The following is a 10495-nucleotide window of genomic DNA, read 5'->3' as shown; positions in this document are numbered from 1 at the left end:
ATCCTCGAATGCAGGAACCTCGCTCTGTCTTGAAATCTAAACGGAGGGCGTGATTGAGACTTTTTCAGTGCCATTGAGGTTTAGCCCAGACAACAAGCTGGTAGCTACAGTTGGAGAGGGTGGGAAGGCATCGCTGTGGAACACTGAAAACCAGAGCAAGGTAGAACTTAAGGGTCATCAGGGTACTGTCTATGGTGTCAGTTTTAGCCCGGATGGCAAGGAAGTTTTTACAGCAGGAGATGATGGCTTTATCAGGCGATGGCATCTCAATGGCAAGCGGTTGGCAGAAGTTAAAGCTTATCAGAGTAGCGTCAGAAATATCAGTTTCAGTTTCACCAAAGATGGCAACCTACTTGCTACAGTTGGAGCTAGTGGCACAGTAAAGTTATGGACTTCATCAGGACAACAATTGGCTGAATTTCTCGGTCATCAGGGCATTGTCAATAGTGCTGCTTTTAGCGACGATGGCAAATTGCTGGCTACAGCTGGAGATGACGGCACGGCAAGAGTGTGGCCTGTTAGAAAATTAGATCAACTGCTGGAGGAAGGCTGCACAAGGCTCGAAGATTACTTTTCTACTCAAAAAAAGCCACAAAAACTCCAGAGTGTTTGTGACTAAATAAAGATGCGATCGCTCTTCCCTTTCCCACTTCAAACGCAATATCAAAAAAAATATTGGGCAAGTTTTCACGCAATATTTCATATAAACTGATTTGTCCTTGATTCATTTTTGATGTTGTAGAATCAGGAACCATAAGAGCCATAACCTATCCTCCCATAATTAGATTGAGTGCAAATTCTGATTCTTTTCAACAACGAACCTAATGGAAAAATAAGTGTAGGGGCCTATTCCCCTACACTTATTTATAACTCTATTCTACGCCCTCAATCCGGTCTTCAACCTCCTGATAAAGTTCACGCAAACGATCCAAATTGTTCTCCGAAGTTTCCCAATAACCCCGGCCATTCACCTCAAGCAAAGTGCTGACAATCTTGCGGAACGAATGAGGATTCAGATTCAGCAAACGCTTCTGCATCTCCTCATCTTGGATAAACGTAGTGTTAACATCCTCATACACCCAATTATCCACAGCGCCCGCCGTCGCACTCCATCCAGTGGTATTCACCAGACGCTTAGAAATCTCCCGCACGCCTTCATAACCGTGCGACAACATCCCCTCGTACCACTTCGGATTCAGCAGCTTAGTCCGCGAATCTAAACGCACGGTTTCTGATAGCGTCCGAACCTGCGCGTTGGCTGTGGTTGTATCAGCAACAAAGGATGTCGGTTGCTTCCCATCTGCGCGCAAACTGCCGATCAATTTAGTCGGATCGGAGTCGAAATAGTGCGACACGTCGGTTAGGGAAATCTCGGCAGAATCCAAGTTCTGGAATGTCACTTCCGCAGTTTTCAAGGAGGATTCAAAAATCTTCCGGTCTTGTTCCATTGTTCCCGGATTGTCGGAAGAAAAGGCGAAGGATTTGCGAGTTAAATACATTTCCTGCAACTCGGTTTCGCTTTCCCAAGTGCTGTTTTCCACCGCCAAGTTGATGTTAGATGAATAGGAACCTGAGGCATTGGAAAATACCCGGGTTGCTGCTTGTCGCAGGTTAATTCCCATTTCTTCCGCTTGCTTCAGGGCGTGTTTGCGGACGAAGTTCATCTCTAACGGTTCGTCGGCTTCCGCTGCCATTTTCACGGCTTTATCTAACAAATTCATTTGGTTGATGAACAAGTCGCGGAATACGCCAGAACAGTTAATTACTACGTCGATCCGAGGGCGTCCCAACTCTTCTAAAGAAAGCAATTCGAGTTTGTTTACCCGACCCAAAGCGTCGGGAACTGGCTTCACTCCCACCATCCACATTACTTGGGCGAGGGATTCGCCGTATGTCTTGATGTTGTCGGTTCCCCACAACACAACGGCGATGGTTTCTGGGTAATTTCCGCCGTTATCAACGCGCTGTCTTTCTAACAGCCGATCGACTACAAGCTTAGCAGACTTAACCGCCCCCGTTGTAGGGATTGACTGCGGGTCTAAAGCGTGCATATTCTTGCCAGTCGGCAAAACATCAGGGTTGCGAATCGGATCGCCACCGGGGCCAGGCAGAACATACTCGCCTTCTAACGCGCGCAACAAAGCGCCTAATTCGTTGTCAGCACAAACTTGCTGCAAGCAGAATTCCAGATACTCAAACAGCGGTTTAATCGGTTCTGGATCGATTTTTTTGTAACCTGCGGCGTGCAAGGCTTCAACCCAAGGTGTTTTCTTGCCCATGTTGAAGAAATTCAACTTAGAAACAAGGGAAACTCTACCCTCAGCGTCGGTTTGTTCCTTCACCAAAGCGCCAACTGCATCCCGACAGGCCAACGTGATATTTTGCAGCAATTCAACATCAGTTAAAATGCCTTTGTCGCTATTGCTGTAAATTTCGCCGATATCGCGTCCGAGACTGTTAGCAATAATCCGCGGCAAGCTGATCAGCCCGTCTTCTTCGCGGTCTAAATTGGCGATATTCACCAAAGTTGCGATCGCCTCTTCCGCAGTCGGTGGCTTACCGATAACGTGCAAACCGCAAGGTAACAACCGCGACTCAATCTCCATCAACTTGCGGTAAACCAAGCCAACTAAATTGTCGCGTTCCTCCGAAGTCATTCCCGCAGCCACCCCTCTTTCTTGTTCCGGAGGTAGGGCGATATCCTTGTCCAAATTCACCAAACGGCATTTTTCGACGATCGCATCAACAATCGGCACACCGCGCCCAGTCTCTTTCAAAGTTTGATAAGAAGCAATTAACTCGCTGAGTTCCTGCAAACCTTTGTACAAACCAGCATTTTCAGCCGGAGGAGTCAGATAGCTGATTGTTTCAGCATAACTGCGGCGCTTGGCAATTGTTGCCTCGCTGGGATTGTTGGCGGCGTAATAATAGAGGTTAGGAATTTTGCCGATCAAACTGTCGGGATAACATTCCCCAGACATTCCCATCTGCTTACCGGGCATGAATTCTAGCGAACCGTGAGTGCCAAAGTGCAGCACCGCATCCGCACCCCAAATGCGCTCCAAATATGTATAGTAAGCAGCAAAACCGTGGTGCGGGCTGGCGGAACGAGAGAATAACAACCGCATCGGATCGCCTTCGTATCCAAAAGTAGGTTGCACTCCGATAAACACATTGCCAAAATGTTTGCCGAAAATCAGCAAATTTTGTCCGTCGCTGTTCAAATGTCCCGGAGGCGGGCCCCAATTTTCTTGCAAGCGTTCCGAGTAAGGAGTGAATTCTTCGTATTCAGCTACCGACATCCGGTAAGCAACATTTAATTCGGGACTTTGGTATTGGGCTGTTGCGTCGTGGATGACTTCTTGCATCAGTTTTTCGGCGGAATCCGGCAGTTCTGGCAAGTCGTAACCGTTGCCTTTTAAGGCTTTCAATACTTGGTAAATCGAGCCGAAAACGTCCAAATAAGCGGCTGTTCCGACGTTGCCTTTGTCCGGCGGGAAACTGAAAACTGTGATCGCAACTTTTTTATCTAATTTTGGTTTGCGGCGCAGCATTGCCCACTTCATAGCGCGCTGGGAAATTGCTTCGATCCGGTCTTGTAGGGCGATCGCCTTGCCAGTTGCGCCATCTCTTCCCGACAAAATAATCGGTTCGATCGCACCATCCAACTCGGGAATGGCAATTTGCAAAGCAACTTGAATCGGGTGCAAGCCTAAATCGCTATTTTCCCACTCTTCCGTCGTTTGGAAAACCAGCGGCAAAGCCACCATGTAAGGGCAGTTTAGCTTTTTCAAAGTCTCGATCGCCTTCGGGTGATCTTGTTTCGCCGGGCCGCCCACCAGCGCAAAACCAGTCAGAGAAACCACCGCATCAACTATCGGCAGCGGTGCAACACCTTTGGTCCCAACTTCCAAGAAGAAAGTTTCGACTGGTTTCGAGAAGTCCAAACCGCCGGCAAAAATCGGCACCACCCGCGCCCCCATTGCCTCCAATTCCTGCACCATTGCTACATAGTGCGCGTCATCTCCCGTGACTAAGTGAGTCCGCTGCAATACCAAGCCGATGCAAGGTGCGAGGGGGTCTTTGAGGTCTGCCGAAATATCTTTGCGGGCGTTGTACCAGGTGAGGTATCCTTTTACATCCTCAAACATCGACGGTGCCAAGGGATGCCAAATTCCCATATCCGGGTAGACAACGGGATCTTGGAAAGTTAGCTGTTCTTGGCCTTTGAATACATATTTATGTGACAGCATCAGCAAGAAGTTTTCCAAGTTTTCTTGGGAACCTCCCAGCCAATACTGGAAACTCAGCATGAAGTTGCGCGCATCTTGGGCTTTGTCGATGGGCAAATATTTCAGCACTTTCGGCAAAGTTTGCAGCAGTTTCAGCATTCCGTCTTGGAAGGAACTCCCGGATTTTTCCTTCCGTTTTTTCATGAATTCGCCGATCGCACTTTTGCTTTGTCCCAACTGTGCCATCGAGAAACTGCCCATTTTATTGAGTCGCATCACCCCTGGCATCGACGGGAAGACGACGGCGACATCCAAGCTGTCGCGCAGTGGTTCCACCGCCGCTACCACTTTTTCTGCCAAATCTTCGATGAAAATTAGAGAAGCAATAAATACATTGGCATCTGCCACATCCCGCTTGAAGGCCTCGTAATTTTCCGGGCTGCGGAGTTCCTCGATCAGGTAGCCACTGATTTCTATTGCCAGATTCGGATTTTTCTTGTTTATCGATCGAACCGCTGCCGACAGGGCGCTTTGATACTGCGGTTCCAGTACGACATAGACCACCTTCATGAGCGATCGCCCCTGCAAGTTTTCCGGCACGACGTGGCGAATGGTGGGCTTGACGTGAGTGAACATCCGGTTAGGCTCCTTTAAGATGCTGTTTTCGGGAATCGGGAATTTTTTTATCCCATAAGCATTTTTACCAGAAAATGCTTGCCATTAGGCGATTTGAGCCTGCACATGACACAATTCGACAAATTTAGGGCAACTTTTCGTTACATTTTCTTCTAAATTCCTTGAGCAAATACTCCAAATTTTATTTACAAAAATTTACTTGACAAAATTAAATGTATATGTAAAGGGTTAATGAGTTGGATAAAATAATTAAAGATTAACCAAGGATTGAGAAAGAAATCCTGAAAAAACTTTCAAGTTTTGTAGAAGTGATCGAACTTGCGATCGAGCAATTAACTGAGGGGAAAAAGGCATAATTTCTGAAAGCAGAATGTAGCCTTCCGATAATTGCTGCGTTATCTAGATTAACATTTTACCAGGAATTTAAAACCATTTCATAACGTCTGTTTTGTCTAAATTCCTGATTGGCGATCGAGTTCATGGATAGCTAATTGCTATAGAATCTCAAACTCATCAAAACTTTAGGGGGAAACATGGCTAACTACGCAATTTTCGACGAACAATTCTACCTCGCCTCATATCCTTGGATCAAACCAGCCATTGACGCAGGAGTCATCTCATCTGGGAGAGAACACTTTGAAAAATTCGGGCGAGAAGGCGGTCTAACTAATGTATCGCGTTATTTTGACGAAAATGCTTACCTTGCTGGGAATCCCGATCTCGCACCTTTCGTCCGCACAATCAACCCAAACGCGCCTTTTGCGACCGGCCTCGATCACTTTATCCAGTTCGGTTACGATGAAGGACAGCGACGCACCCAAGTATCACCCGAATACAACGAAAGCTTTTATTTAGCAAACAACTCTGAACTCCAACCGTTTATTCAAAACGGAACTTTCAAATCAGGCTACCAGCATTTCATTCAATTCGGGGCCAAAGAAGGTCGGTTTGGGACTTCATTTTTTGAACCGGAATACTTAAAAGAAAACCCCGACATCGTGCCGTTTGTCAACTCTGGAAACTTGAAAACAGGCCGCGAACACTTTTTCAATTTCGGGCAATTTGAGCCGGCCCGCGACGCGACTTTTGTCGGCACCCGTACCAACGATGTTTTAACTGGTGTTGGCGTGGGCGATGTCGAACTTGTGGGAGTAGAAGTAGGTATAGACTCCCAAGGTAATCGGCAGTATGAAAGCTTTGGCACTAATGAATTCGATGTCCTGATTGGTGCTCCGGGAACCAATACATTTGTGCTCGGAGTTCCTCCTACAGCGGGGAATGTCACCGCGACACCGCTGTATTTGGGTAACGGTCAAGCTACCATTCGCAACTTCGACATAGAAAGCGATTTTATCCAACTGCAAGGAACTTCATTAAACGGCTACAGCCTAACTCCGGTTGGCAACAATTTGTCAATCCAGCGTTTTGGAGATGTGCTGGGCGTGATTGAAGGAGGAGCAACCTTGGGTTTAACTTTCCAAGAATCTAACGGTAACGGTACTTTCTTGATTGGATAGTGATTAGTCATCAGTCATCAGTCATCAGTCATCAGCCATCAGTCATCAGTCATTAGCTAATGCTGATGATTGATGACTTTTGATTTGTTGTGGGCGATTGTGCTATGAAAAAGTACGATCGCACTTTACATTCTTTAAACAGCAAACTATGAATTACGATATCTTCGACGAACAATACTACCTTTCGCAATATCCGTGGCTGAAACCAGCCATTGATGCAGGAATCATCAAATCTGGAAGAGAACACTTTGAAAAATTTGGTCAATCCGCCGGTCTCACCAAAATATCGCGGTATTTTGACGAAGAAACTTACCTTGAGGGAAATCCAGACCTCGCACCTTTCGTCCGCACAGTCAACCCAAACGCGCCGTTTGCGACAGGACTAGACCACTTTATCCAATACGGTTACGAAGAGGGTCGCACTCGCGTATCGCCTGACTACGACGAAGTATTTTACTTAAAAAGATATCCCGTACTGGCTCCGTTTGTAGAGAACGGAACTTTTAAATCAGGATTTGAGCACTTTGTCAAATTCGGATCGAAAGAAGGTCTTTATGCGAACACCTTTTTTGAAGAACAATACTTGCTAGACAACCCGCCTGTAGCAGCAGCAGTTAAGGCGGGAGATTTTAAAACGGGCGGAGAACACTACCGAAAATTCGGGCAATTTGAGTCCGTTCGTCCCTATGCGACTTTTTTCGGAACTTCCGGCAATGATATCGTCACCGGTTTCGGGATAGGAAATGTTGACATAATTGGAGTTGCATTAGATGTAGAGACTAACCGCAACAGGCAGTATCAAAGTTACGGAAGCAATGAATTCGATACTCTCATTGGCGGTAGCGGTCGCGATAACTTCGTGTTGGCCGTTACCGTCCCAGGTATAGGGGGTAGCAGACCGACGCCTGTCAGCGTACAGTTTTACAAGGAACCAGGTTTTGCTACAATTCAAAACTTTACCCAAGGTCAGGATACGATCCTGCTCGGCTCTACATCATTCGATAAATACATTGTGTTTCCCATCAACAATAATCGAGATTTAGCAATCCAAACAAACGGCTTGCCGTTCTATACACCAAATGGAGGTGACCAACTTAGTTATGGTGATACTATTGCTGTAATTGAAGGTGGTGGAAATCTCAGTTTAAATCTATTACCAGACTCTAGTTATTTTAGAACTTTAATTGGGTAGAAATCTGGCAGCTATTCAGAACGGGTCTTTGGATGCTGTCGGTGCGATCGCTAATTGAAAAGAAGTGAAAAACATGGCTAACTACGCAATTTTTGACGAACAATACTACCTTTCGCAATATCCGTGGCTCAAACCAGCTATTGATGCAGGCATCATCAAATCTGGAAGAGAACACTTTGAAAAATTTGGTCAAGCCGCCGGCCTCACAAAAATATCGCGGTATTTTGACGAAGATACATATCTAGCTCAAAATCAAGATATTGCACCATTTGTTCGCGCCGCCAACAACCAAAACCGGCCCTTTGCTTCAGGTTTAGACCACTTTATCCAGTTTGGTTACGAAGAAGGCCGCACGCGAGTATCGCCTGACTACGACGAAGTTTTTTATTTAAAGCGCCACCCGGAAATAACTCCTTTCGTGCAGAACGGAATTTTTAAATCCGGATTTCAACACTTTATCCAATTCGGAAAAACAGAAGGGAGGTACGGGACAAGTTTCTTTGAACCACGTTACTTGGGAGATAACCCAGATGTGGCGGCAGTTGTGGAGGCTGGAAGTTTAAAAACTGGTCGAGAACACTATCTAAAATTTGGGCAATTTGAGTCAAATCGATACGGATTTTTTACAGGAACCAACGGTAATGATATCGTCACGGGATTTACTGCGGGAAAAAATCAAATTATCGGACTGCAAGTAGCTTTCGCCGGCCCAAATCCACCTTTTGGCATTAATAAGAATAAGTATGACGCTTTGAACTCAGATGACATCACGAGAGAGCCTTTCCTGACTACCACTGAATTCGATACATTGATTGGCACTTCTGGCATTGATTACTTCGTGCTCGGAGATGCTGTTCCCAACAACAGACGTAATTTTATCAGCCGGGTAGATTTCTATACCGGCAGTGGGGAGGCCAGGATTGTCAATTTTGAAAAAGGAAAAGATTTTATTCAGTTGGTGGAAAGCTTTAATGAACTGAGTATATTTCCATCAGGGGCGGACTTATTAATTCAAAAATCGGGAGATACACTTGCCAGAATTCAGGGCGGATCAAGTCTAACTCTGCAACCGATTGAGATGATAAATCCATTTAGTCCTCCAGTCGGTCTCACTTTCCTTGGCTAGAAAGCATAGAGCTTAAGTGAGATTTTACTGTGGGGTAAAATCACCCGGTCAGGTAATTGTCTCTATTCTGGATTATTGATAAATTGCATAAACAGCTCATTAAAGGCTCAGTAGAAAGACATGGCTAGTTACGCAATTATTGACGAACAATACTACCTTGCTCAATATCCTTGGGTCAAGCCAGCCATTGATGCAGGAGTTATCAAATCTGGAAGAGAACACTTTGAAAAATTCGGTCAAGCCGGCGGCTTAACCAAAGTATCGCGGTATTTTGACGAAGCTACTTACCTTGGTGGCAACCCAGACATCGCTGCCTTAGTCCGCACCCCCAACAACCCAAGTGCACCTTTTGCGACGGGTCTAGACCACTTTATCCAATACGGTTACGAAGAAGGTCGCACTCGGGTATCTGCTGAGTATGACGAAGCGTTTTATCTCGCAAATAACCGACAGTTGCAGCCGTTTATTCAGAATGGAACTTTTAAAAATGGCTACCAGCATTTCATTGAATTCGGCATCAAAGACGGTCAGTTTGGGACTTCATTTTTTGAAACGGAATACTTAGAAAGAAACCCCGATATTCGGCCATTTGTGGAATCGGGAGCCTTGAAAACCGGTCGCGAACACTACTTGAATTTCGGCAAAAACGAGCCTAGTCGCTCTGCGACTTTTGTCGGAACTCCTGGGAATGACATCATCACTGGTTCCGGGGTGGGGAAAGTTGAATTAATTGGAACTGAAGTAGGTTTAGGTACAGGTAATGGCTTTGGCTCCGGTCGAGTGTATGAAGGTGACGGCAGCAATGAATTCGATACTCTCCTTGGGGGTACCGGCCGCGATACATTTGTACTTGGTACACCTTTAGTAGGCAGTAAGGGGAACCCGGCCGGAATCTCACAGTTCTACATTGGGTCGGGTTTTGCGACAATTCGGAACTTTACCCAAGGGCAGGATATGATCCAGCTAGCAGGGTATGATTTAGAGCAATTTTTGATAGTTCCCATCAACAATAATCGAGATTTAGCTATCCAAACGAACGGCTTTCCCACCGATTTTCAAAATGGAGTTACCCAAGTTAGTCGCTTTGACACGATCGCGGTTATTGAAGGTGGCGGAAATCTCAAGTTAAATCTATTACCAGAATCGCCTTTTGCGACACTTTTAATTGGATAGAAATTTCGCAGCTATTCGGGATGTGCCTAATTGCTGCTGGGGAGTGCGATCGCACATTAGCAAAAAGGGCGATCGTACTGTTGTGTTTGCCATAAAAATAATAAAATCGGCTTAATAATAATTATAGTCATTTCAAATAAAAGTGAGACAGAGGTAAGATCATGATAAAATCGATAAAAATACTTAATTATAAAAAAATGGCTTACAGTCTAGACCTAAGACAAAAAGTAGTCAATTATGTAGAAAATGGAGGGAGTATAACGAAAGCGGCCGCCATATTTAAGGTAGGAAGAGCAACAATTTATAGATGGTTAGGTAGGGAAGACCTTCGACCAACTCAGGTCAACCACCGTCAACGAAAGCTAGATTGGGAAGCCCTCAAAAAAGATGTTGAAAAAAAACCAGAAGCAAGATTAGTAGAAAGAGCAAGAACTTTCAGGCGTCAGACTGAGTGCCATCTGCTATGCCTTAAAAAAACTGAAAATTACAAAAAAAAAACAACTTCGCTATCAAGAAAAAAATCGAGAAGAAAGAATGAAATACGTAAGGATTCAGGTCTGAAAAAGGGGAATGAGCTCAGGCCGAGCCAAGTCACAAGAATGGGCAGAAATAGCCTCAC

At 45.4% G+C, this 10495-nt stretch carries 7 protein-coding genes; 6 read left to right on the top strand and 1 reads right to left on the bottom strand.

The genetic code is table 11. The features are described from left to right. Nucleotides 1–49 precede the first annotated feature (49 nt). Nucleotides 50–619 carry a hypothetical protein gene (locus QUB33_RS28010; protein ID WP_333357456.1) on the top strand — a complete coding sequence of 190 codons (570 nt, stop codon included), beginning with the start codon at nucleotides 50–52 and terminating at the stop codon, nucleotides 617–619. Between the two features lie 253 nt (nucleotides 620–872). Here the strand turns inward: QUB33_RS28010 and QUB33_RS28005 are convergent, their stop codons facing one another. Next, nucleotides 873–4868 (bottom strand): magnesium chelatase subunit H, encoded by a 3996-nt coding sequence (locus tag QUB33_RS28005; protein ID WP_333357453.1) that lies wholly within the window; start codon nucleotides 4866–4868, stop codon nucleotides 873–875. Between the two features lie 533 nt (nucleotides 4869–5401). On the opposite strand from QUB33_RS28005, the gene QUB33_RS28000 reads away from it, so the two are divergent. The 5 genes from QUB33_RS28000 to QUB33_RS27980 all read left to right on the top strand — a co-directional run. After that, nucleotides 5402–6385 carry a calcium-binding protein gene (locus QUB33_RS28000; RefSeq protein ID WP_333357449.1) on the top strand — a complete coding sequence of 328 codons (984 nt, stop codon included), beginning with the start codon at nucleotides 5402–5404 and terminating at the stop codon, nucleotides 6383–6385. Between the two features lie 148 nt (nucleotides 6386–6533). After that, a complete protein-coding gene (locus tag QUB33_RS27995; protein WP_333357445.1) occupies nucleotides 6534–7577 on the top strand; it encodes a calcium-binding protein in 1044 nt (347 codons plus the stop codon). Nucleotides 7578–7650: 73 nt separating this feature from the next. Further along, the gene (locus QUB33_RS27990; protein ID WP_333357442.1) at nucleotides 7651–8703 is read left to right on the top strand and encodes a calcium-binding protein; all 1053 of its coding nucleotides are present in this window, start codon (nucleotides 7651–7653) and stop codon (nucleotides 8701–8703) included. Nucleotides 8704–8823: 120 nt separating this feature from the next. Continuing rightward, nucleotides 8824–9876, top strand: coding sequence for a calcium-binding protein (locus tag QUB33_RS27985; protein WP_333357439.1), 1053 nt, complete (start codon nucleotides 8824–8826; stop codon nucleotides 9874–9876). Nucleotides 9877–10037: 161 nt separating this feature from the next. Beyond that, nucleotides 10038–10495: IS630 transposase-related protein (locus QUB33_RS27980; RefSeq protein WP_333357436.1), on the top strand; the 458-nt coding region annotated here is incomplete at its 3' end.

The sequence above is a fragment of the Microcoleus sp. B3-A4 genome (genome assembly GCF_036705385.1).
Taxonomy (GTDB): domain Bacteria; phylum Cyanobacteriota; class Cyanobacteriia; order Cyanobacteriales; family Microcoleaceae; genus Microcoleus.
This window is presented reverse-complemented; position numbering and strand designations above follow the sequence as displayed.

Excerpts from the sequence above, each read along its gene's own strand:
- QUB33_RS28005 (WP_333357453.1), bottom strand. The coding sequence starts at position 4,868 with ATGTTCACTCACGTCAAGCCCACCATTCGCCACGTCGTGCCGGAAAAC.
- QUB33_RS28000 (WP_333357449.1), top strand. The coding sequence starts at position 5,402 with ATGGCTAACTACGCAATTTTCGACGAACAATTCTACCTCGCCTCATAT.
- QUB33_RS27995 (WP_333357445.1), top strand. The coding sequence starts at position 6,534 with ATGAATTACGATATCTTCGACGAACAATACTACCTTTCGCAATATCCG.
- QUB33_RS27990 (WP_333357442.1), top strand. The coding sequence starts at position 7,651 with ATGGCTAACTACGCAATTTTTGACGAACAATACTACCTTTCGCAATAT.
- QUB33_RS27985 (WP_333357439.1), top strand. The coding sequence starts at position 8,824 with ATGGCTAGTTACGCAATTATTGACGAACAATACTACCTTGCTCAATAT.